21 protein-coding genes are annotated in these 19,006 nt (G+C 72.0%); 9 read left to right on the forward strand and 12 right to left on the reverse strand.

Going from position 1 to position 19,006, the window contains the following annotated elements; all coding sequences use genetic code 11:
- Window positions 1–314: 314 nt before the first annotated feature.
- The 7 genes from ABZ664_RS36275 to ABZ664_RS36305 all read right to left on the reverse strand — a co-directional run bounded on the left by ABZ664_RS36275 (window position 315) and on the right by ABZ664_RS36305 (window position 5,354).
- Window positions 315–461, reverse strand: coding sequence for a hypothetical protein (locus tag ABZ664_RS36275; protein WP_362520904.1), 147 nt, complete (start codon window positions 459–461; stop codon window positions 315–317).
- Window positions 446–1,258, reverse strand: a complete 813-nt coding sequence (locus tag ABZ664_RS36280) for an aminoglycoside 3'-phosphotransferase (RefSeq protein ID WP_362520907.1) — start codon at window positions 1,256–1,258, stop codon at window positions 446–448. Before ABZ664_RS36280 ends, ABZ664_RS36275 begins: the two co-directional genes overlap by 16 nt.
- Before the next feature lie 149 nt (window positions 1,259–1,407).
- Window positions 1,408–2,055 carry an SRPBCC family protein gene (locus ABZ664_RS36285; RefSeq protein WP_362520911.1) on the reverse strand — a complete coding sequence of 216 codons (648 nt, stop codon included), beginning with the start codon at window positions 2,053–2,055 and terminating at the stop codon, window positions 1,408–1,410.
- The gene (locus tag ABZ664_RS36290) at window positions 2,052–2,435 is read right to left on the reverse strand and encodes a metalloregulator ArsR/SmtB family transcription factor (RefSeq protein WP_362520914.1); all 384 of its coding nucleotides are present in this window, start codon (window positions 2,433–2,435) and stop codon (window positions 2,052–2,054) included. The genes ABZ664_RS36285 and ABZ664_RS36290 overlap by 4 nt, the downstream gene beginning before the upstream one ends.
- A 188-nt stretch (window positions 2,436–2,623) precedes the next feature.
- Window positions 2,624–3,022 (reverse strand): hypothetical protein, encoded by a 399-nt coding sequence (locus tag ABZ664_RS36295; protein WP_362520918.1) that lies wholly within the window; start codon window positions 3,020–3,022, stop codon window positions 2,624–2,626.
- 87 nt (window positions 3,023–3,109) lie between these two features.
- Window positions 3,110–4,432, reverse strand: a complete 1,323-nt coding sequence (locus tag ABZ664_RS36300) for a hypothetical protein (protein WP_362520922.1) — start codon at window positions 4,430–4,432, stop codon at window positions 3,110–3,112.
- Window positions 4,433–4,643: 211 nt separating this feature from the next.
- Window positions 4,644–5,354, reverse strand: coding sequence for a TetR/AcrR family transcriptional regulator (locus ABZ664_RS36305; protein ID WP_362520926.1), 711 nt, complete (start codon window positions 5,352–5,354; stop codon window positions 4,644–4,646).
- A gap of 148 nt (window positions 5,355–5,502) precedes the next feature.
- On the opposite strand from ABZ664_RS36305, the gene ABZ664_RS36310 reads away from it, so the two are divergent.
- The 4 genes from ABZ664_RS36310 (at window position 5,503) to ABZ664_RS36325 (ending at window position 10,023) form a co-directional block, all read left to right on the forward strand.
- The gene (locus tag ABZ664_RS36310; protein ID WP_362520929.1) at window positions 5,503–7,149 is read left to right on the forward strand and encodes an ATP-binding cassette domain-containing protein; all 1,647 of its coding nucleotides are present in this window, start codon (window positions 5,503–5,505) and stop codon (window positions 7,147–7,149) included.
- A 104-nt stretch (window positions 7,150–7,253) separates the two neighbouring features.
- Window positions 7,254–8,129 (forward strand): hypothetical protein, encoded by an 876-nt coding sequence (locus tag ABZ664_RS36315; RefSeq protein WP_362520933.1) that lies wholly within the window; start codon window positions 7,254–7,256, stop codon window positions 8,127–8,129.
- A 298-nt stretch (window positions 8,130–8,427) separates the two neighbouring features.
- Window positions 8,428–9,015 (forward strand): DinB family protein, encoded by a 588-nt coding sequence (locus ABZ664_RS36320; protein ID WP_362520936.1) that lies wholly within the window; start codon window positions 8,428–8,430, stop codon window positions 9,013–9,015.
- A 9-nt stretch (window positions 9,016–9,024) separates the two neighbouring features.
- Window positions 9,025–10,023 carry an NAD-dependent epimerase/dehydratase family protein gene (locus ABZ664_RS36325; protein ID WP_362520939.1) on the forward strand — a complete coding sequence of 333 codons (999 nt, stop codon included), beginning with the start codon at window positions 9,025–9,027 and terminating at the stop codon, window positions 10,021–10,023.
- A 106-nt stretch (window positions 10,024–10,129) separates the two neighbouring features.
- Here ABZ664_RS36325 and ABZ664_RS36330 read toward each other — a convergent pair whose 3' ends face one another.
- A complete protein-coding gene (locus ABZ664_RS36330; protein ID WP_362520942.1) occupies window positions 10,130–11,518 on the reverse strand; it encodes a hypothetical protein in 1,389 nt (462 codons plus the stop codon).
- 92 nt (window positions 11,519–11,610) lie between these two features.
- Here ABZ664_RS36330 and ABZ664_RS36335 point away from each other — a divergent pair, with 92 nt between their 5' ends.
- Genes ABZ664_RS36335 through ABZ664_RS36345 form a run of 3 tightly spaced genes read left to right on the forward strand, consistent with a single transcriptional unit; the run spans window position 11,611 to window position 13,776 of the window.
- Complete coding sequence (locus tag ABZ664_RS36335; RefSeq protein ID WP_362520945.1) at window positions 11,611–12,276, forward strand: glycosyltransferase family 2 protein; 666 nt, start codon at window positions 11,611–11,613, stop codon at window positions 12,274–12,276.
- Window positions 12,273–13,112, forward strand: a complete 840-nt coding sequence (locus ABZ664_RS36340; protein ID WP_362520948.1) for a TIGR04282 family arsenosugar biosynthesis glycosyltransferase — start codon at window positions 12,273–12,275, stop codon at window positions 13,110–13,112. The genes ABZ664_RS36335 and ABZ664_RS36340 overlap by 4 nt, the downstream gene beginning before the upstream one ends.
- A gap of 52 nt (window positions 13,113–13,164) precedes the next feature.
- Window positions 13,165–13,776 carry a class I SAM-dependent methyltransferase gene (locus ABZ664_RS36345; protein WP_362520953.1) on the forward strand — a complete coding sequence of 204 codons (612 nt, stop codon included), beginning with the start codon at window positions 13,165–13,167 and terminating at the stop codon, window positions 13,774–13,776.
- 292 nt (window positions 13,777–14,068) lie between these two features.
- Here the strand turns inward: ABZ664_RS36345 and ABZ664_RS36350 are convergent, their stop codons facing one another.
- Window positions 14,069–14,785, reverse strand: coding sequence for a polyprenol monophosphomannose synthase (locus ABZ664_RS36350; protein WP_362520956.1), 717 nt, complete (start codon window positions 14,783–14,785; stop codon window positions 14,069–14,071).
- A gap of 286 nt (window positions 14,786–15,071) precedes the next feature.
- Here ABZ664_RS36350 and ABZ664_RS36355 point away from each other — a divergent pair, with 286 nt between their 5' ends.
- Window positions 15,072–15,356: a hypothetical protein gene (locus ABZ664_RS36355; protein WP_362520958.1), complete on the forward strand. Its 285-nt coding sequence runs from the start codon at window positions 15,072–15,074 to the stop codon at window positions 15,354–15,356.
- A gap of 206 nt (window positions 15,357–15,562) precedes the next feature.
- A complete protein-coding gene (locus tag ABZ664_RS36360; RefSeq protein ID WP_362520962.1) occupies window positions 15,563–16,108 on the forward strand; it encodes a hypothetical protein in 546 nt (181 codons plus the stop codon).
- 107 nt (window positions 16,109–16,215) lie between these two features.
- On the opposite strand, the gene ABZ664_RS36365 is transcribed toward ABZ664_RS36360, so the two are convergent.
- Genes ABZ664_RS36365 through ABZ664_RS36375 form a run of 3 tightly spaced genes read right to left on the reverse strand, consistent with a single transcriptional unit; the run spans window position 16,216 to window position 18,744 of the window.
- Window positions 16,216–17,568 (reverse strand): FtsX-like permease family protein, encoded by a 1,353-nt coding sequence (locus ABZ664_RS36365; RefSeq protein WP_362520967.1) that lies wholly within the window; start codon window positions 17,566–17,568, stop codon window positions 16,216–16,218.
- A complete protein-coding gene (locus ABZ664_RS36370; protein ID WP_362520970.1) occupies window positions 17,565–18,227 on the reverse strand; it encodes an ABC transporter ATP-binding protein in 663 nt (220 codons plus the stop codon). Before ABZ664_RS36370 ends, ABZ664_RS36365 begins: the two co-directional genes overlap by 4 nt.
- Entirely contained in the window at window positions 18,220–18,744 is a 525-nt protein-coding gene (locus tag ABZ664_RS36375; RefSeq protein ID WP_362520973.1) for a PadR family transcriptional regulator, read from the reverse strand. The genes ABZ664_RS36370 and ABZ664_RS36375 overlap by 8 nt, the downstream gene beginning before the upstream one ends.
- Between the last annotated feature and the right edge of the window lie 262 nt (window positions 18,745–19,006).

Here is a 19,006-nt window from a genome sequence, read left to right on the forward strand (position 1 = left end):
CGGTGAGGTCTCCACGCGCCATGACCATGGCCTACCAGGGCGGCAAACCACCGCGCAGGCGAATCCCACTGATCTCAACCCCGTACAGGCCCTAGACCCGTTCGTCGCGGGCCGGCGGTTCCGTGGGCCGATCCGGTACGACGGGTGATCACCCCAGGGCGATCGGATCACACGCGGAACACATGGCCGGCATACGGTGGCGGCGCCCGGCCGATCGAGGGCGCCGCGCCTTCCGGGTCATCCGGCGACACGGCCTGACGCCGAAGCCGCCACGCGGGGGTGCCCTGCGTGGCTACTTCGGCGACGGGCCGGCGCTATTCGGCGGCCGGACGGTAGCCCAGGACGATGGCACCGGAGCTGAAGGGCGCCGTGCCGGCCGGCTTCCAGGAGGAGGTGGCGACACCGCCGGGGAACAGGCGCTTGCCGGACAGGCGGCCGCGGCCGGTCAGGCCAGGTCCCACAGCAGGCGGTAGTAGGCGATGCGCTCGGAATCGGGGACGATTCCGTACGCCTCGTACACGACACCGTCGTAGCCGGGGCCGTAGTTCCAGTCCATGCTCCACGCCGCGACCGCGAGGTCCGCCCACCGGTCGGCCACGCCGAGCGAGCCCAGGTCGACGTGCGCGGCGAACGTGCCGTCCTCGTGCAGCAGGGTGTTGGGGACACACGCGTCCCCGTGGCAGACGACGAGGCGATCGACGGCGGGCGGATTCCCGATGCGGGCCCGCGCCTCCGCGAGCCCCAGGTGCCGGTGCTCGGGGAACCAGTCGGCGGGTCCCTCACCGTCGGCGACGCGTTCGTCGGCACGCGCGAGCCGCCGCTCGACACCCCATTCGTACGGGCACCGGTCCGCGGGCAGGGTGTCGTGAAGCAGGCGCAGCCCTCGGCCGATCGCGGCCGCCGCGGTCGCCGGGGCGACGCTCCAACGGGGATCCACCGCAGAAAAGCCCGGGACCGCCGCCGTGAGCAGCCACGCGCCGTCGGCGTCCGTGCCGTGCTCGAGGACCCGCGGGACGGTCACCCATCTCCGCGCCCAGATCAGGCGCTCCGCCTCCCCCTGAAGATCGATCTCCGGGGTGCCGGCGGCGACCCACTTGGCGTATCTGATGCCACCGCGTCCGTCTTCGAGGCGGAACGTCAGCCCGCCGAGCTCGTTGCGCCACACCGGGGTGACGGTGTCACCGGCGGCGAGCGCCGTGACGACGTCGGGAACGGTGACGGGGCCGGTCGGGATCTCGGAGATGACGGGACGGCTCATGAGACCCCCATCCTTCATAGGCGCGGCGCCGACGGCAAACGGTTTTCCCGCCGGAGAGTGCCCGGCCCGTGCTCCGGTGCCCGCGGCCGGCATCGCCTGATCCACCGCGGGCACCCGTCGCGGTGCGCGTGCGGCCGGCCGCCGTTCGATCAGGCGTTCCCCTTCTCCTCCGAGAGGGATCCGGCGTCCGGGGCGAACTGCGCCAGCGAGACCTCGGTGGCGGCGGCGATCTCGGCGGAGTCGGCGGTGCCCGAGGCCTCGACCGCCGCGACCCACGCGTGGACCGACTGCCGGCAGAACTCCTGACCCTCCGGCGAGTTCGCCGCCGCGACCGGGTCGTCACTCACCTCCCCGGCGACGAACAGGCCCAGCGCCATGAGGGCGCCGTCCCATCCTGGCCCGACATAGAGCGCGCCCGCGCCGCTGCCGGCCATCTCCAGGGGGACGGTGTGCTCAAGTTCGAGGGTGGTCGCCTCCTCCCCGTCGGGGGACAGGCGCAACTCGACCAGGCTGCTCTCGCCTCCGAACGTCACCTTCAGCAGGCTGGGAGGCTCGCAGCGCAGGATCCGGCCCCCCGCGTTGCCCTCCAGCTGGAAGTCGCCGCCGACCCGCAGCTCGCCGCTGATCGGCAGGAACCAGCGCTTCATGCGGTCGGGGTCGGTCAGCGCCTCCCACACGTCATGGATCGGCGCCTCGTAGCGGCGGCGCAGCAGGACGCCGACGGCCTCGCCGACGGCGGTCGGCCGGTTGCCGACCTCACGGTTGATGGCATTGATCTGGGCGATGATGTCGATCATGGATTTTTCTTCTCCTTGGCAGGGGGGCGACCGTCGGCCACCGCGCCCGGATCGTCGGTCGGGTGGCGTTCGCCGCGGGTGAGTTCGGTGGCCAGCACGTCCAGATGCCGGCTCCAGAACCGGCGGAAGCGTTCCAGCCACAGGTCGATCTCCCGAAGGGGGGCGGAGTCCATGGCGTACAGGCGGCGGACGCCTTCGGCCCGGACCGTCGCGAACCCGTTCTCCCTCAGCACCCGCAGATGCTGCGAAACCGCCGAGTGGGAGAGCTTGAACTCCTCCCGGATGACCGCGGTGATCGCACCGGAGCTCCGCTCGCCGTCGGCGAGCAGCTCCAGGATCCGGCGCCGGACCGGATCACCGAGAACATCGAAGGCGTGCACAGGACACATTATTTCAGCATTCACTTATATAAGTCAATGCTGTTATATGGGCGACGGGACTCACCCGCCTTCGGCCACAACACCACCGCCCTCAGGGCCCGAACCCCTGCCGGAGGTCGACACCTCCAGGATCACCGAAGGTCCCGCCGCCCATGCCGGGCGCGACAGGACCTCTCGGCGGCCCGGGGTCAGGCGCGGCGCAACCCGACGTACTGGAGTTCGGCGAAGGCGCCGACCAGCAGAGCCTGGGCGACGACGAAGGCGACACCCAGCGGGTTCGGGTCCACCCAGCCCGTGAACAGCAACAGGACACTGTCCACGGCCCACAGCGCGTTGACGACGATCAGCGTCCAGACGCCCGCCCTGGGCGGAACCGGACGGGTGGCTAGATAGGCGACGAACGCCGTGAACGGCAGCAGCCCGATCCCGGCCCAGCGGATCAACGGCTCAGGGAGGGCGAGCAGACCGGCGAGCGGGGTCGCCGCGACGGCCAGCAGGAGCGCGAACCCTCCGGTGAGGACGGCGTCCGTCCTTAGCGCGCGGGTCAGCAGGGAGGTGCGGCGAGCGGTGGGGGCGGTCGTGGTCATCGATGTCTCCTTCGCTGAGGGTGTCGGGTTTCGACACGCCCAGCACACCGCCCCACCCGCTGCCATCTGCAGACATGGCACTGCCATTCACTGCCGATTCTCACGACGAAGATCATCGGCGACGAGTTTGGCCGCCACGTTCTGCCAGTTGTAGAGCGTACGTTCGGGAACCTCGCGGACAAACCAGTCGAACGCCTGCCGCTCGGCGGCGGCGAGCCCACCTCGGTCGGCCCCGCGCCGGTAGGGACGCAACCCTCGAACGTACGGGAAGTACAGCACGTTGTAGAAGCGCCACTCCTCACTGGTGCCGAACTCGCCGTCGCGGGGCTTGAGCCGCTGGATGCTCTCCAGCAGCAGGTGCTTCAACTCGGCCGCCCGCTCCAGGGGGATGTCACCGGTGATCCGCGCGTCGATCACCGGCAGGTTCGCGAGCGGGCTGCTGGCGAGCTTGCCCAGGTCGCCGTAGTTGGCCAGGGCGCGCCGCGTCAGCCGGACGAACTCGGCCTCGTCCGGCGGCGGCGGACCCTGCTCGCGGCGCGGTAGCGCCTCGGACGTCTCGCGCAGCTCGGCCCGCTCGCGGCGGATCCCCGAGTCGCCGGGAAAGGCGATCCGGTCCAGCGCCCGATGCACAGGGCCGGCCAGCGTCTGCGCGGCGACGGCCACCGCGATCACGCCGAACAACAGCGCCGAGAGGGCGGGCGTGGACTCGCCGAGCGCGACGGCCAGGGCGACCTGGCCGCCGGAGGCGACGGCCACGGCCGTCGCCCCCAGCAGGGACCGCAGCATGTCGCGCCAGAGTGCCTCCCCCGCCTGGAACGCGCTGGACATCGCGATGGCCACGCCCAGCAGGACCATGTCCACGTCGATGGCGACGATGGAGAGCAGACCGGGCGGGCCGAACAGCGGGAACACGAGCAGCGCCGCCCCCAGCCAGAAGAACAGCGTGGCGACCACCACCAGCCACCCGGCCCGCGGCGGCCTGGCCCGCACGAGCAGCACCAGCACCCCGGCCAGCGGTCCCAGCAGCAGTACCCCGGCCACCACCCGCGCCGCGAGGCTCACCCCCTCCCCCAGGCCGGCCACCAGCAGCCACGCGAACACCACGAGCGTGAGCGGGACGAGCCCTCTGGACCAGACCCGGTCCAGCCGCTCACCACCGGGAACGAGGGTCAGTACGGCGCCCGTCCAGAGCAGCGCCGGCAGGCAGACCAGCGTGATCTCGACCGCGCCCAGCACCTTCACCGCGTTATCCGGTACGGCGGTGAGCACCTGGGCGATCGCCAGCGCGACGGCGTAGGCCAGCAGCCCCAGTCCGGCCCGCCTCGGCCCGCGCTCGCGAGGGTCCCGGGCGATCACGTAACACCCGAGCCACCAGGTGAGCCCGAACACGGTCGCGACGGCGAAAAGCATCGGCCTCCCTTCCCGCTCCCTTATGGTCCTTTCCGGGCGCGAGCGTATCGGCCGCGCGCCGCGGGTCGATCGTCAGGTGGACCGAGATCGCTAGGGAAGGAAGGTGATCTTGATTTTCGTCTGTTCATGGCCCCGCGCGGGCGCCTTTACATTGTAGATCAACAACCGCCGGCCCTCGCGACGGAGAGTTTCTCGCGTCGAGCCCGCCGACTCACCGGATCCGCGACTCGATGCCGTCCAGCAGGTAGTCCAGCCCGGTGCCGAACACCTGGTCCCAGTCGTTGCCGATCGGGGCCCCGTGCGCGGCGAGAGTCGGATACAGCTCGCCGTCGGCCCGCAACCGCAGCTCGGCGGCCCGCCTCCACCCGACCTCGCCGTACGCGGCCCCGGCGACCTGCATCGTCGCGGAACCGATGACGTAGTTGGCCAGGGCATAGGCGGCGGCGGTGAGGCCGGGACCGGTGAAACCCGCCCCCGCGAGCGCGGCGTGCAGGTATTCGGTGCGGGCCAGGACGTTGGGACCCAGCAGGGGACGGTCGAGCACCGCCACCGACCACGGGTGGCGCAGCATGGTGGCGCGCCACTCGGTGATCAGAGCGGTGACGTCGTCGCGCCACGCGCCTCGCGACGCCGGCGGGACGGGCACCTCGCCGAACACGGCGTCGAGTGCGAGATCCAGCACGTCGTCCTTGGTCTCCACATGCAGGTAGAGCGTGGTGGCGGCGGTCCCCAGCCGCTCGGCGAGGCGGCGCATGGTCAGCCGATCGGCCCCCTCCTCGTCCAGGAGCTCCACGGCCGCCCCCACGATCCGCCCGAGGGTGACGACCGGCTCGGCCCTGCCCGCGCGCGGGGGGCGCAGCCACACCCCAGGCGCCGCCTCACCGCTCCGGCGCCGCGTTCTTCTGCCCGGCGTAGCGCTCACGCCCCTCCGATCTCCGACTCTCCCACCCTGGGGATCCTAATGGGTTGAGAAGCGGCCCGATCAATGTTCATAGTGTATGACCAATGTTCTAACTGCGGTTTCTCCCGCGTGACACGCTGAGGACCGCCACCTTCAAGGAGACTCCACCGTGGGACATGTCGAGGCCGACGAGCTCACCTACGTACTGCCGGACGGACGGCTGCTGCTCAACGAGGTGTCCTTTCGCGTGGGCGACGGCGTCACCGCGGCGCTGGTCGGCCCCAACGGAGCGGGAAAGACCACCCTGATACGACTGATCGCCGGCGACCTCCGTCCCTCTTCCGGGCGGATCATCGCGTCCGGCGGGCTCGGTGTGATGCGCCAGTTCATCGGGGGCATCCGCGGAGGTCAGACGGTACGCGAGCTGCTGCTGTCGGTGGCCCCGCAGCGCGTGCGCGCCGCGACCGCCGAGTTGGAGCGGGCCGAGCGCGCGATGGGCGAGCGCGACCTGGAGGAGACCCAGCTCGCCTACGCCCGCGCCCTCGGCGACTACGCCGACGCCGGTGGCTACGACATCGAGGTCACCTGGAGTGCCTGCACCACCTCGGCGATGGGTGCCGGCTACGAGCACGTGGCAGACCGCGACGTCGGCACGCTGTCGGGCGGGGAGCAGAAAAGGCTCGCGCTGGAGGCTCTCCTGCGCGGCCCCGACCAGGTCCTGCTGCTCGACGAACCGGACAACTACCTGGACGTCTCCGGCAAGCAGTGGCTGGAGGAACAGCTGGGGGCCACCAGGAAGACCGTCCTGCTCGTCTTCCACGACCGCAGGCTGATCGCCAACACGGCGACCCGCGTCATCACCGTGGAGTCACGCGGGGTGTGGACCCACGGCGGAGACTTCGCCACCTACGCCCAGGCCCGTCTCGACCGCAACGAGCGCCTGCACGAGCGCCGCCGCCGCTGGGACGAGGAGCACGCCCGCCTCAGGAAACTGGTCCACACCCTGCGCCAGAAGGCGACCAACAACGACGCCGTCGCCTCCGCCTACCGGGCCGCCCAGACCCGGCTGGGCAGGTTCGAGGAGGCGGGCCCGCCCGAGAGCGCGCCCAAGGAGCAGAACGTCCGGATGCGCCTGAGCGGAGGCCGTACCGGCAAGCGCGCGCTCACCTGCACCCGCCTGGAGCTCACCGGCCTGACGGAGCCGTTCGACGTCGAGATCCACTACGGAGAGCGGGTCGCGATCCTCGGCCCGAACGGCTCCGGCAAGTCCCACTTCCTGCGACTGCTGGCCGAATCGGGGGGCGGCACCCCCTCCCCCGCGTCCATGCCGCCGGACCCGGTACGCCACCGGGGCACCGTGGAACTCGGGGCCAGGGTCGTACCCGGCTACTTCGTCCAGACGCACGCCCGGCCCGACCTGGCCGGAAGGACTCCCGCCGACATCGTCACGGCCGCCGGATCGCTCACGCTCAACGACGCCATGGCCTCCCTCGCCCGCTACGAGCTCGCCCCCGCAGGCCGGCAGCTCTTCGAGACCCTTTCGGGCGGGCAGCAGGCGCGCCTGCAGATCCTGCTGCTCGAACTGTCGGGAGCCACCCTGCTGCTGCTCGACGAGCCGACCGACAACCTCGACCTGGCCAGCGCACAGGCACTCCAGGACGGCCTCGCCTCCTTCTCCGGCACCGTGCTCGCCGTCACCCACGACCGATGGTTCGCCGACGACTTCGACCGCTTCCTGATCTTCGGCGCAGACGGGGAGGTCCGGGAGTCCGGCGAACCCCTCTGGCAGCCGGACCGGGACCGCCGCGCACGATGACGGGCCGGGAAACGACGGTGAACATGTCACCGGCCTCGACCCGGCGGAGCCGCGTCCGATTCGTACAAGACAGCCCCGGCGAGTACCCGCCATCATCGGATGGCATGAGTGACAGCATCCTTGACGCCGCTTCGGCCTTCATCCTCCGCGAGGGACGCCTGCTCGAGCGCCGCCTGTTCGCCACGCTTTTCCAGGCGGCGCCCGTCACCGGAGTGGTGGACGCCCTGCGCGGCTATCGCAACGAGGACGGCGGCTTCGGTCACGGCCTCGAACCCGACAAGCGCTGCCCCGAGAGCCTGCCCATCGACGTGGAGGTCGCGTTCCAGACGTTGTCGACGGCCGGCGCACCCGGGACCGACCCGATGGTGTCGCACGCGTGCGACTGGCTCGCGACGGTCGCCGCACCCGATGGAGCAGTCCCCCTCTCCCTGCCGGTCATGGAGTCCTACCCCAGGGCCGCGCACTGGTCGGACTGGACCTACGCGCCGGGGCTGAACCCCACCGCCGGGCTGGCCGGGCTGCTGCACGGGATGGGCGTGGAGCACCCCTGGCTCACCCGGGCCACCGACTGGTGCTGGTCGGCGCTGGAGAAGGGATTTCCCGACGACGCGCACGCCATGTCCGAGACGCTCGTGTTCCTCGAACACGTCCCGGACCGCGACCGGGCCGAACGCCTCGCCGAACGGGTGGGCGAGTGGCTCCCCAAGCTGAAGTGGTACCGGAGCGACCCCGCTGACCCGGAGTACGGGGTCACCCCCCTGCATCTGGCTCCCCACCCCGACAGCCGCTGGCGCCGGTTGTTCTCCGACGACGTGATCGAAGGCCACCTCGACCGGCTCGCCGCCGACCAGCGGCCCGACGGAGGGTGGGCCATCACCTGGGAGCCTCCCGGCGCGGCCGCCACCCTGGAGTACCGGGGGGTGGAGACCCTGCGTGCCCTCCGAGTGCTCGGCGCCTACGGGAGGGTGCCGTCGAACTGAGGCTCGCCACCGAAATCCGGACCGCCGCGGCGGCACGCGCGGGGTGAGCGGTGCCGCGTCGTCGCCGAAGCGGGCCAGGACCGCGCCCCGGACCCCGTGTAATGACCTGCTCGGCGCCCGCCTCCGCGCAGCCTACCGGCAATCGCCCGGCGGGCAGGGCCCGGTCAGAGGGCGCGACGACCAGTTGGTGACCGCCACAGGGTTCGGCCTCACCGTCCCCGGGAGGGACGGGCGGGCCCTTCCTCGGGCCGGTGAAAACCTGTGGCGGGGCGGCGGGGAGCGATGCCAGGGTTCCCGGATGACCGTACCTCGCGTTGATCTGCTCGTCCGGCAACTCGACATCGCATGGGCGCTGTTCGAGTATCACCTGAAGGACCTCGACGACCCGGCCTGCCTCTGGGAACCCGCGCCCGGCTGCTGGACCGTCCGGCCCGACGGCCGGGGCCGCTGGGTGGCCGACTGGGAGGTGCCCGAGCCCGATCCCGCGCCGGTCGTCTCGATCGGGTGGCTGACCTGGCACATCGGCTTCTGGTGGACGACCACCCTCGGGCACTGTTTCGGATCCGGGGCGCCCGAGCGCGAGGAGATCACCTGGCCGGGCACCGCCACGGCCGCGGCCGACTGGCTGCGCGGGCTGAAGGACGACTGGCGGGCGGCGCTGCTGCCGCTCACCGACGCCGACCTCGACTCGTCCGACAGGACCGCCGGGCTGCCGTGGGGGCAGGATCAGCGGCTGGTCGACATAGCGGGCTGGGTCACCGTCGAGCTGACCAAGAACGTCTCCGAGATCGGCCTCGTCCGCCACCTCCACGGCGCGCTGGGCCCGTCCTTACGAGATGCGAACGTCGTCGTGCCGTCCCCCTTCCACGAGCCGGGGCGGGGATAGCGTCGCCGCATGAGGACACTTGTCACCGGTTCTGCCGGGTTCATCGGAAGTCACGTGGTCGAAACCCTAAAGGAGGCCGGGCACGAGGTCGTCGGTCTCGACTCACGGGCCGGTGGCGGGGATGTGCGCGACGGCGCGGCACTGGACCGCGTGCTGGGCGGTGTCGACGCCGTGGTGCACCAGGCGGCGAAGGTGGGGCTCGGAGTGGATGTGTCCGACCTGCCGGACTACGCCTCGGTGAACGTGCTGGGCACCGCCACGCTGCTGGCCGCGATGGCGCGGCACGGCGTCGAGCGGCTGGTGCTGGCCTCGTCGATGGTGGTGTACGGCGAGGGCGCCTACGACTGCGCGGCCCACGGCCGGGTACGGCCTGGCCCCAGAACCCGCGACGACCTCGCCCGGGGAGAGTTCGAGCCCCGGTGTCCGCACTGCGGACTTTCCGTGACGTCCGCCGTCATCGGTGAGGACGCCCCGGCCGACCCGCGCAACGCCTACGCCACGACCAAGCTCGCCCAGGAGCATCTGGTGGCGAACTGGGCGCGCGAGACGCGCGGTGCCGCCTTCGCGTTGCGCTACCACAACGTGTACGGGCCCCGGATGCCGCGCGACACCCCGTACGCGGGGGTGGCGGCGATCTTCCGGTCGGCGCTGGAGGCGGGCCGGGCCCCTCGCGTGTTCGAGGACGGCCGCCAGCACCGGGACTTCGTGCACGTGCGTGACGTGGCGGCGGCCAACCTCGCGGCGCTCGGCGCGCTCGACACGTCGGCCCGGGGAACGCTCACCGCCTACAACATCGCGAGCGGGGAACCCCACACGGTCGGAGAGATGGCCGCGGCGCTCGCGGACGAGCGCGGCGGCCCGGCGCCCGTGACCACCGGCGAGTACCGGCTGGGCGACGTGCGGCACATCGTCGCCAGCCCGGAACGCGCGCGGGCCGAGCTGGGCTTTCTCGCCACGATTCCGTTCGCGGACGGGATGAAGGAGTTCGCCGGCGCCCCGCTCGGCTGACGGGAGTCACCGGGTCGGCTGATCGGGCGGACTCGACGCCTGGTAGCCGCCGGTGAGTGAGCGCTTTCTTCGGCTGGACCGATGTCGAGCCCCGAAGTCGGACCGGTCACCAGGGGGAGATGACGAGTCCCTGCAGCAGGAGCCCCGTCAGGGCCTGGGCGGCGAGCCAGCGGCGGCTCGGGGACCAGGCCGCCGCCAGGACGATCCAGGTGGCGTAGGGCACCCAGATGCGCTCGACCTCTCCCCTGGTCACCCCGCTGACGTCGAGGGCGAGCACGGCCACGATCGCCGCCGCGACCAGGACACGCGCGTCACCGGACACCGCCCGCAGCAGAGCGGGCACGCCGCGGGGCACCGTCCCCAGCGGGGCACGCGCACCGCCTGGCGCCATCCGCGCCAGGCCCGCGGCGGTCGCCGGGCCGGTCAGCAGGGCGAGCACGGCCAGGTTGGCGATGAGGAAGTAGAGGTAGGGTCGCGCCGCGCCGGGGTCGGCGGTCCACTCCGCGTGGGTGGCGAGCACTCCGGCCGGCCAGAGGAAGCCTCCCGCGGCGAAGGCGGCCGTAACCGCCGCCACCCCCGCCAGGCAGGCGACCGCGCTCGCGCGGGAGATCCGGGCGACGACAGCGGCGACCACCGGGATCAGCAGGTAGGGCACGAGACCGTAGCTGAGGTACGGCAACGCCCCCAGCAGTACTCCGGCCGCCACCCCGGAAAGGACACGCGCCCTGCCCGCGCCCCCGGACACCAGCAGTGCCACCCCCCAGGCGCCCACCCCCGCGAAGAAGGCGTCCATGCTCGTGGCGATCCAGACCGCGGCGGGGCTCAGGGCGAGGTACGGCAGCGCGCGCCTGGCCGCCACCTCCCCCGCGACGCTCCGGACGGTGACCGCGACCGCCACGACCGTCGAGCAGCCGACCAGCACGACCAGTACCGCCGCCCAGAACGGACCGGGCAGTCCCACCCTCGCCAGGACCCAGAGCACCAGCACGGGCAACGGCGGATGTCCCCGCACGTGGGTGGGGTAACCGGGAAGCCGCTCGGTGAAGGAGCCCAGCCAGCCCAGCGGGTCGTCCCCCACGGCGGGCAGCACGGCCGGATACTCGTGGGGACCGGTGAACGGCCTGGCCAGTCCCTCGCCTGAGACCGCGAGCAGCACCGTCCAGGCCAGAGCCGTGCCGTACGCGACGAGCAGGGCCGCGTCGAAGCGCAGCCGCGCGGTCAGGGCGGGCAGCACGGCGACCGCGAGGGCGCCGAGGAGCAGGGGCGGCAGAAGCGAGACCGACGGCGTGCGGAAGTGCCCGTGCAGTGGCGGCAGGTGATCGATGGGCAGCATGCCCAGCGCGTGCAGAACGGCTCCGGCGGCGAACGCCGCGACGACGAGCGAGACCCAGACGGCGAGCGCCCGCCCGCTCCGGCGGCCGCCGGGGTCATCGGGAGCGGAGGGAGCAACGGCCGCACGCGGACCCTCGACCTGCCGACGGGAGAGTTTGATCACCCTCCCACACTAGGTACGGGCCGCTTTCTTTCCCTGACACGTCACTACTCCGTAAGAGTTGACAGGCCTTGTCGACCTTAGCGTTCTCAAACATGAAGATCGATGTTGTGCTCCCGTGCCTGGACGAGGAGACGGCTCTGCCGTGGGTGCTGGAGCGCATGCCCGACGGTTACCGGCCGATCGTGGTGGACAACGGTTCCACGGACGGATCGGCGCGGGTCGCGGCCGAGCTGGGAGCGCTGGTGGTGAGTGAGCCCAGACGCGGGTTCGGTGCCGCCTGTCACGCGGGACTGCTCGCCTCGACCGGCGAGGTGGTGTGCTTCATGGACGCCGACGCGTCGCTGGACCCGGGCCAGCTCCCTCGGGTGACCGAGCCGGTCGTCTCAGGTCGCGCCGACCTGATGCTCGGCAGGCGGGTTCCCGTGCTGGGAGCGGCCTGGCCGCTGCACGCGCGGCTGGGCAACGCCTTTCTCGGCCGGCGGCTGGCCGGGCGTACCGGCACCAGGCTCCGCGACATCGGACCGATGCGCGCCTGCCGCCGCGCGGACCTCCTCGCCCTGAACCTGGCCGACCGGCGTTTCGGCTACCCGTTGGAGATGGTGCTGCGCGCGGCCGACCAGGGCTGGCGGATCGCCGAGACCGGGGTGGACTACCTGCCTCGCGCCGGACGGTCCAAGGTCACCGGCACCGTACGCGGCACGCTGCGCGCGATCGGTGACATGCGCAAGGTCATGAGCGAACCGGGCGGCGCGCGATGACCGGCGACCGGAACGCGCCGCGGCGGGACCCGCACACCCGCGACGCCCGGAACACGACGCGACAAAGCGCGCCCTTCAAGGACGGCGGCCCGAACACGACACGGCGAACCGCGCGCCCCCGGGACGGCGAGCGGCGTGACGTGGTCGGCGCCGGGCAGGGCGGCCGGGCAGGCGGAGGTCAGGCCGTCCAGGCGGGCGACGGCCAGATCGTCGTCATCGCCAAGGAGCCGGTGGCGGGCGAGGTCAAGACCAGGCTCACCCCGCCGTTCAGCCCCGAGGAGGCCGCGACCCTGGCCACCGCCGCACTGGCCGACACCCTGGGCGCGGTGGCCGACGCTCCGGCACGCCACCGGGTGCTGGCGCTGCGCGGCGACATCGGCCCCTGGCTGCCGCCGGGTTTCACCGTCCTGCCGCAGCGGGGTGCCGGGCTGGACGAGCGGCTCGCCGCCGCCTTCGAGGACGCGTACCACTCCCGCCCCCTGCCCGTGGTTCTGATCGGCATGGACACCCCGCAGGTCACCCCGGCGCTCCTGACCGACGCGATGGCCGGGCTCGCCACCCGCGACGCCGTGTTCGGCCCCGCCGCCGACGGCGGCTTCTGGCTGCTCGGCCTGCGTCGGCCCGACCCCGCGCTCCTGCTCGGGGTGCCGATGTCGCGGCCCACGACCGGCGCCGCCCAGCTGCTGCGGCTGCGTGCGGCGGGCCTGTCGGTGGGCATGCTGCCCCTCCTGCGGGACGTGGACACCGCCGACGACGCCGCGGCGGTCGCGGCCCAGGCGCCCTCGTCCTGCTTCGCGACCGTCCTCGCCGCGCTCGGGACGAGGGCGATCCGGTGACCGGGCGACCGTACGACGCGCCGCCCGCCGCCCGGAGGGCACAGGTGATCCGGTGATCGGGCAGCTCTACGAGAAGTCCCTGGCGGGCGCCACCGTCGAGATGGAGTACGCCGACGGCAGGACCGCGCCCCTCGACGCGGCCCGCTGGCTCGCCCCGATCGACGGGGACGAGGCCATGCTGTCGCGGTGCGCGGCCCCCACCCTGGACGTCGGGTCCGGTCCCGGCCGCCTCACCGTCGCACTCGCGCGGCGAGGCGTTCCCGCCCTGGGCGTCGACATCGCCCCCTACGCCGTCCGGCTCACCCGGCGCGCGGGAGGCCGGGCGATCTGCCGCGACGTCTTCGACCACCTGCCCGGTCACGGCCGCTGGGCCACCGTGCTGCTCGCCGACGGCAACATCGGGATCGGCGGCGCCCCGGACGCCCTGCTGCGCAGGGTCCGCGAGCTGGTACGGCCCGGGGGCGAGGTCATCGCCGAGGTTCAGCCACCGAGCGTGTCGGGCCGCGTCGAGCATCTGCGGCTGCGCGGCCGCGAGCTAGCCGGCCCGTGGTTCGGCTGGGCCACCGTGTCCGTCTCCGACCTGGGAACCCTCGCCGGGCGTAATGGTTTCTCCCGGGTGGACTCGTGGAAGGAGGCCGGAAGGTGGTTCGCGAGCCTGCGCTGACGGGGAAGGTCCACCGGAACGCCACGCTCGGAGGGCGTCGTTCTTTTCCTCGGCGTTGTGCCGCTCGAACGCGTCGGGAGGTGACGCACCGCGCCTTCCGGCATCACAGGTCGGCGACGACGCTCGCCATATGACATGCCGATGGACAGCGGTGGATCGAATTCGTCGATTATCGACAAAGGCTCACCGGAGGTGAGCCGACGGCGAACGGGGCATCCCGTCTCCCGGAGCGCTGCCCTGCGGAGGAGAATCGATCCCCTTGTCCGGGGAACTCTCGTGTCGTGCGGATCCCTTAGCGCCTGAAGACAAGCCGCCACGGCATCAGGGCCGATTCCCACTGCACCCGGAGGCTCATCTTCGAGTCACCCGCCCGGCGGTCGGAGAAATGGATGGGGATCTCGACGATCGTCATTCCGGCCCTGATCGCCCGATAGTGCATCTCCACCTGGAAGCTGTAACCCCCCGAGGAGATCGTGCCGAGGTCCAGGGCGGTGAGGCTTTCCGCCCGCCAGATCTTGAACCCGGCGGTCACGTCCCGCAGCCCGAGGCGCAGGATGGTGCGGACGTAGAAGTTCGCCCACCTCGACAGGGCCCGCCGCCACAGGCTCCACTCGGCGGCCAGCGTCCCGCCCGGCACGTACCGGCTGCCGATCACGCACGCCGCCCCCGTCGCCCGCACGGTCTCCAGCAGACGCGGAACGGCGTCGACGGGGTGCGAGAAGTCGGAGTCCATCTGCACCACGAACTCCGCCCCCGCCGAGAGCGCGGTCTCCATGCCGTCGACGTAGGCGCGCCCGAGCCCCTCCCTGACCTGCCGGTGCACCACGTCGACCCGGCCGGGGTGCGCGGCGGCCAGTCGGTCGGCCACCTGGCCCGTACCGTCCGGGGAGTCGTCGTCGACCACCAGGATTCGCAGGCCGTCGAGCGGCAACGCGAGCAGGGCCTCCGCGATCGACGGAAGGTTGTCCGCCTCGTTGAACGTCGGGATCACGACGGTGACGGTGGCCATGGTCGGGGTCAGGGCCTTCCGGGATCGATGGTCGGATGTTCTTCGTCGCGAACGACGTGGCGCCGCCTTCCGGTGATGTCCGACACCGGAAGGGACGAAGATCAACCCAATGCTAGCGGCCGGCGGCCCGGCCGCGCCGTTCCCCTCCCGACCGAAGGTCACCGCACGTCGTGTCGCCATGAGTATGAGCAGTAAAAACCCATTGCGCTCACATCAGGTCGACGTATTCTAAAGGATCATCCATTCATAATGGAACCGGGCGGCGACCGATTATCGCGGGGACATTATGCGGGCCGAATCCATGTCGGCCGGCCAACCCCTGGAAATCGCCTGTGACGAGTCCGGTTCGGAGGGTGAGAATCTCATCGGGGGGAACGCCGATGTCTTCACGCACGCCGGCCTGTGCCTGGACGTCGAGTCGGCGGCCGGCCGCATTCGGGAGATACAAAAAATGGCGCCCTCTCCAGCGGTGGAATACAAGGCCGATCTTCTGCTCCGCGAGAAGAACAGGCCGGCGAGGTACCGGAACGGCGCGGAAGACAGCGTCGGACGAGCTCAACGGCCGGGGTGACGCGGAGCTCACCGTCCTGCTGCGACCGTACGTGGATCCGTTCTCGGCCTGAGGAGACGACCGGAGCCGGCCCCTGCTGGAGCCCGCCCCCGGCACCCGTTCGCAAGGCCCGGGCGACTCCCCCCGGCGTGCGACCAGGTTGCATTACTGGATAGCGATAGTATCTAATACTGGATAGTTCAACTATCCGAGTAAGAGGTGCGTCGATGTCCGCATTCGTGGTTGAAATCGTTCTCGTGGCCGCCACCCTGGGCTTCCGAGCGCTGGGCGCGCTCGGCGCCCGCCGCTTCGCCACCTGGCCGGTGAGCGCGGCACACGGGATGGCCGCCATGCTCGTCGTCACCGCCACCGCGCACTTCGTCCCGGCCGAGGTGACCTTCATGCCCAACCACGCCGACCTGGTGCGCATGGTGCCGCCCGTCGTGCCGTTCCCCGGCGCCGTGGTCTACGCGACCGGCGTGCTGGAACTCCTCGGCGCCGCGGGACTCGTGGTCGCCGCGACACGCCGGGCCGCCGGGATCGGCCTGGCCGCTCTCTACGTGCTGCTGCTTCCCGCCAACGTCTATGCGGCCGTCGCCGACGTCCCCTTCAACGGCGACGAGGCGACGCCCCTGTGGCTCAGGGTCCCGCAGCAGATCCTGTACATCGCCATCGCGCTCTGGGCGGCCAGGTCGGCCGACACCACCCTGACCCGCCCCGGCTGGACCACGCGATCTCTCCGCGCCGAGAGCTCGGAGTCCGCGGCCCGCTGAGCAGCGGACGTCTCGCGGGACGGACCGCCGTCCGGCGCCAAGACCGTGCCGCGAGAAAGAAAGAGAGCGGCCCGGCCTTGGCGACGAGTCCGGGACGGCGGCCCTTCTCATTCCTCCCGCAGCCCCTCCGGCCGCAGCGTCCGGCGCAGGATCGGCCGGGCGGCCCGCGCCACCAGCACCGCGGCCAGCACGCCGATCCCCACCATGAGCATCGCCCGGGCGGCGGCGACGGAGAGCGCCGCCGGCAGGTAGATGTCCGCCAGCGGCAGGACGACCACTCCCACCCCCGCGACGGCGGCCACGACGCACACCGGCAGCGCCGCGATGAGCGCCTGCCGGGTGAGGACCCGGCCCAGCGCGACGCCGGGCACGCCCGAGGCGGCCAGGGCCGCGAACGAGCGCCGGTGATCCAGCAGGTCCTCCGCCTGGTGCACCACGAGGGCGGCGGCCGAGGTGACCAGCGCGATCAGCAGGGCGAGGTCGACGAGCAGATAGGCCACACCCCAGGAGTGATCGATGCCGCCCCGGAGAAGGATCTGCCCCTGCTGAGCACCGACCGCGGAGCCGAAGAACACGGTCAGCCCCACCACCGCCAGCGCGCGGGCCCACCCCCGGGGGTCGGCCCCGACCATCCGGGCGGCCAGCAGGGTCTCCGCCGCCCCGGTGCGGTCGCCGATCCGCCGGGCGGCGGCCCTGATCAACCACGAGGCGGCGAGGACCAGACCGAACAGCAGGAGCACCATGCCGGCGGCCATGGACAGCGCCGCCCCGTACGGCACGACGGGGATTTTGTTCTTGAGTCCGGCGACGAACATCACGGCACCCGCCGCGGCCAGCGCCAGGTCGGACGCCCTGGGACCGGCCGGGGGTGTCCGCCGGACCACGCCCAGCGGTGAGGTCACCACGTGCCGTCCCGCCCTCAGCCCGGATATCGTCCCGACGAGCAGCACCACCGCGAGGATCGCCAGGATCTGCGCCGGCGGGACACGGGGTACCGCGCCTTCCAGTGACCACGCCGGCACCAGGTGCGCCACCAGGTACAGCGCGACGCCGGACACCCCGCCCAGCAGGGTCCGCCACCCGCTCTCGTACGCCCCGAGCAGGCGCACCTCGCGCGGCGTGGCCCCGGCCAGCCGGAGCGCGGCGAGCCTGCGCTCCCTCGTCGCGGCGGCCAGACGGCTCACCTGATGGACGAAGGCCATGGTGGGCACGACCAGCAGGGCCAGCGCCAGCGCGGTGACGAGCCGTGCGTCCCTGCCGGAGAAGAAGCCGAGATACTCGATCCGCCTCTCGACGAGAAAACCCTCGGGGTGGCGCGAGACGCCGAGTCCGAACGCCAGCAGGTTCGCCGCCACGCACAGCAGGAAGGTCGCGAGCGCCGCCCCCACGGCCATGAGACGCCCCCGTACCCGCTCGCGCCGCGACCCACCCCTGGCGAGCATCCGCATCACGGTGATCACACGGTCACCCCGGCCATCCTGCCGTCGCGCAGCACGATCTCCCGGTCGGCGTAGGCGGCCACCCGGTTGTCATGGGTGACGATCACCAGGGTGGTGCCGTCCGCGCGCGCCGTGCCGACGAGCTCGTCCATCACCCGCTCACCGGCCAGCGAGTCGAGCGCGCCGGTCGGCTCGTCGGCGAAGACCACCCGCGGACCGGTGACCAGGGCGCGGGCCACGGCGACCCGCTGCAGCTGTCCGCCGGACAGCTCGCCGGGGCGCCGGGCCGCGCAGTCGGCCACCTCCAGCCGCTCCAGCCGGGACCGGGCGGCCAGCAGCGACTCCTGGCGTCCGTGCCGGTTGAACAGCTGCGGCAGCGCCACGTTCTCCTCGGCGGTCAGTTCGGGGACGAGCCCGCCGGACTGGAAGACGACACCGAAGCTCTCCCTGCGCAGCTTCGTCCGGTCGGCGTCGTCGAGGGTGTCGACGCGCCGCCCGTCGAAGTGGACCTCCCCCGACTCGGGACGGATGATCCCGGCCAGGCAGTGCAGCAGGGTCGACTTGCCGGAGCCACTCGGGCCGGTGATCGCGACGATCTCCCCGTCACCGATCTCCAGGGACACGCCGTCCAGTGCGACGGTTCTGCCGAAGGTCTTGCGTAACGCACGTGCCTCAAGCATCGATCTCCTCCTTGAGATCCGCGAGTCGTTCCATGGCCGTCTCGATCCAGCGCAGGTCGGCGTCGAGGTGCTGGAGGGCGTAGTCGGCGGCGAGCGCCTGCGCGGGGGACCCCGAGGCCCGCTCCGCGGTGAGCTCGCGCATCCGCGCCAGGTGGGCCGCGCGCTGCCTGACCAGGTAGCCGTCGGCGGCACCTCCGGCCACGATCGCCACCACCACGCGCGAGACGAGCGTGCTGGAAACGTGCGGCGCGGGTGTCTCCACCTGTTCCAGCCACCGGGTCAGCTCGGCCAGACCTTCCTCGGTGAGCGCGTACACCGTGCGCTCGGGGCCGCTCTCCTGCACGGTCTCCGCCACCTCGGCGAAGCCGTCCCTCTGCAGGCGCTGCAATGTCGCGTAGACCTGCCCGTACGCGAGCGGCCTGGCGCCCGGGAGGCGCTGGTCGTGCTCGCGTTTGAGTTCGTACCCGTGCTTGGGCCGCTCCGCGAGCAGCCCGAGCATCACGTGTCCTGTCGACATGATCGGAACTATACATTCAATACATACACTGAGCGAATAGAGGGATGCCGATCACCTTGCGCCAGGGGAGGCGAGCGCCGGTGTCGTCAGAAGAGGCCCCGGCAAAAGGTGCACCCGTGAGGCCGGTCGTCACATCGGCGGGCCCGGCTGCGTCACGCGGAAGGCCTGCACGTGCTCGGCCACCCAGTCGCGGAAGGTGCACCCGGTCGCGGAAGGTGCGCGCCGCGTTCCCGGTGACCTTCCGTACCCGCACGGAGTCCTC

The sequence above is a fragment of the Streptosporangium sp. NPDC006930 genome, from assembly GCF_040635605.1.
Lineage (GTDB): Bacteria > Actinomycetota > Actinomycetes > Streptosporangiales > Streptosporangiaceae > Streptosporangium.

What these genes read in the sequence shown, in the direction of transcription:
- ABZ664_RS36280 (WP_362520907.1), bottom strand. Translation starts at nt 1,258, where the DNA reads ATGAGCCGTCCCGTCATCTCCGAGATCCCGACCGGCCCCGTCACCGTT.
- ABZ664_RS36285 (WP_362520911.1), bottom strand. Translation starts at nt 2,055, where the DNA reads ATGATCGACATCATCGCCCAGATCAATGCCATCAACCGTGAGGTCGGC.
- ABZ664_RS36340 (WP_362520948.1), top strand. Translation starts at nt 12,273, where the DNA reads ATGACCGGCGACCGGAACGCGCCGCGGCGGGACCCGCACACCCGCGAC.
- ABZ664_RS36300 (WP_362520922.1), bottom strand. Translation starts at nt 4,432, where the DNA reads ATGCTTTTCGCCGTCGCGACCGTGTTCGGGCTCACCTGGTGGCTCGGG.
- ABZ664_RS36355 (WP_362520958.1), top strand. Translation starts at nt 15,072, where the DNA reads ATGCGGGCCGAATCCATGTCGGCCGGCCAACCCCTGGAAATCGCCTGT.
- ABZ664_RS36360 (WP_362520962.1), top strand. Translation starts at nt 15,563, where the DNA reads ATGTCCGCATTCGTGGTTGAAATCGTTCTCGTGGCCGCCACCCTGGGC.
- ABZ664_RS36370 (WP_362520970.1), bottom strand. Translation starts at nt 18,227, where the DNA reads ATGCTTGAGGCACGTGCGTTACGCAAGACCTTCGGCAGAACCGTCGCA.
- ABZ664_RS36350 (WP_362520956.1), bottom strand. Translation starts at nt 14,785, where the DNA reads ATGGCCACCGTCACCGTCGTGATCCCGACGTTCAACGAGGCGGACAAC.
- ABZ664_RS36295 (WP_362520918.1), bottom strand. Translation starts at nt 3,022, where the DNA reads ATGACCACGACCGCCCCCACCGCTCGCCGCACCTCCCTGCTGACCCGC.
- ABZ664_RS36335 (WP_362520945.1), top strand. Translation starts at nt 11,611, where the DNA reads ATGAAGATCGATGTTGTGCTCCCGTGCCTGGACGAGGAGACGGCTCTG.
- ABZ664_RS36320 (WP_362520936.1), top strand. Translation starts at nt 8,428, where the DNA reads ATGACCGTACCTCGCGTTGATCTGCTCGTCCGGCAACTCGACATCGCA.
- ABZ664_RS36325 (WP_362520939.1), top strand. Translation starts at nt 9,025, where the DNA reads ATGAGGACACTTGTCACCGGTTCTGCCGGGTTCATCGGAAGTCACGTG.
- ABZ664_RS36375 (WP_362520973.1), bottom strand. Translation starts at nt 18,744, where the DNA reads ATGTCGACAGGACACGTGATGCTCGGGCTGCTCGCGGAGCGGCCCAAG.
- ABZ664_RS36315 (WP_362520933.1), top strand. Translation starts at nt 7,254, where the DNA reads ATGAGTGACAGCATCCTTGACGCCGCTTCGGCCTTCATCCTCCGCGAG.